This is a genomic window from Mesorhizobium sp. M1E.F.Ca.ET.041.01.1.1 (assembly GCF_003997355.1).
In the GTDB taxonomy this organism is placed as follows: Bacteria; Pseudomonadota; Alphaproteobacteria; order Rhizobiales; family Rhizobiaceae; genus Mesorhizobium.
Genome location: NZ_RZSL01000990.1, coordinates 1 through 1378 on the forward strand (window position 1 = coordinate 1; position 1378 = coordinate 1378).

Genomic DNA, 1378 nt, shown 5'->3' on the forward strand with positions numbered 1-1378 from the left:
GCCCTTCACCATCCCCCCACCTCGTTGTATCCTCTCCTCGGCTTTGGGGAGACATCGCATGCGCTCCACTTCGGACACCGCCGCCGCGATCGGCCTCGCCATCGGCGGCGCGTTGGGCATGGCGGGCACTTTCGTTGCGAGCGATGCGCTGCGCGAGATGCTCTGGACCATCGACGGCGTGGCGATCGTCGTGGCAGTGGCGCTGCTCGTGATGAAATACCAGCGGCTCGGCAATGATCTCGTCGCGGCCGGCTTCCTCACCTTCCTCGCCGGCGAAAGCCTGCTTCTGGCCGGCAATGCGGCAGGCCTGCAGGCCAGCGTGCCGTCCTATGTCGGCGGCATTTCGCTCTGGGCGGCGGGGCTGGTCATGGTCAGTGCGCCGAACACTTTCGCACTCTGGATGCGGCTCACCGCTTTCGTGTCGGCCCTGCTCTTCGTCGTCTCGGCGGCGATGATCCTGTGGGGCGCGCCGCTTCTGCCCACCTCCTCGCCGCTGCCCGCCGCCGGCTATCCGTTCCTGGTCCTCACCTTCATCGGTTGGATCTGGACGCTGCTGAAGTCGGAACGGTGAGCGAGGCGGAAATGGCCGCGCCGCTCGAAATCCGCAACAGCGCCACAGGAAAGATCGTCCCGGCGCTCGGGTCGTTCCTGATGGCGGCGATCTTCGGCTTCTACGTGGTCAAGGGGCTGTCCATGGGCGCGCCGGGCGGCGGCGTCACCATGGTGGCGCTGCTGACGCTCGGCTTTGCCGGGCTCGGGCTTTTCATCGCGCGCGGCGCCTTCGACACGCGGGTCCAGGTGGCGCTCGATGAAAACGGCTTCCGCGACCGCCGCGCCGGTGACGTGCTGGTGCCCTGGAAAAAGGTGAAGAGCGTGCGTCTCGCCGCCGGCCGGGGCGCGGCGATGCTCAATTTCGATCTCACCGAGGTGCCGCCCGACGAGATCAGATATGCGCCCGCCAACCTGTTCGGCCTGCTGCCCTTCGGCAGGACCACCGTGCACATGGAGGTCTCCTCGCTCGACATGAGCGGCGAGGAGATGGTGGAGGCGGTGCGGAAGTTCGCGCCGCATGTGGAGGTGAGGCGCTGACCCTTCCTTCCCCCCTTGTGGGGGAAGGTGGATCGGCGCGCAGCGCCGAGACGGATGAGGGGTGTTGGAAGAAACGAGGCGCTGGCGATTTCCACCAGCGCAATTGGTGATGGACGTCGCCGCCAAGCTGGAGCACCCCTCATCCGTCCGAGCTTCGCTCGGCCACCTTCTCCCACAAGGGGCTAGCGTGCGCACACATTTGCTTCGTGCTGTGGTCAAGCGTGAAGAGGCGCCGTCGGAAAATGGCTTGAAGCGGTTGAATTGTATGTGATTCTGTAGCCGCCATTGT

Annotated in this window: 2 protein-coding genes; both read left to right on the forward strand. The window is 66.0% G+C overall.

Going from position 1 to position 1378, the window contains the following annotated elements; all coding sequences use genetic code 11:
• The first annotated feature begins 58 nt into the window (after positions 1–58).
• On the forward strand, positions 59–571 hold the full coding sequence (locus tag EOA38_RS39560) for a hypothetical protein (RefSeq protein ID WP_189435184.1): 513 nt from the start codon (positions 59–61) through the stop codon (positions 569–571).
• 11 nt (positions 572–582) lie between these two features.
• A complete protein-coding gene (locus tag EOA38_RS39565; RefSeq protein WP_189435186.1) occupies positions 583–1089 on the forward strand; it encodes a hypothetical protein in 507 nt (168 codons plus the stop codon).
• Positions 1090–1378 lie beyond the last annotated feature (289 nt).

Bases quoted from the DNA above. Each gene is read 5' to 3' on its own strand.
- EOA38_RS39560 (WP_189435184.1), top strand. From the start codon at position 59: ATGCGCTCCACTTCGGACACCGCCGCCGCGATCGGCCTCGCCATCGGC.
- EOA38_RS39565 (WP_189435186.1), top strand. From the start codon at position 583: ATGGCCGCGCCGCTCGAAATCCGCAACAGCGCCACAGGAAAGATCGTC.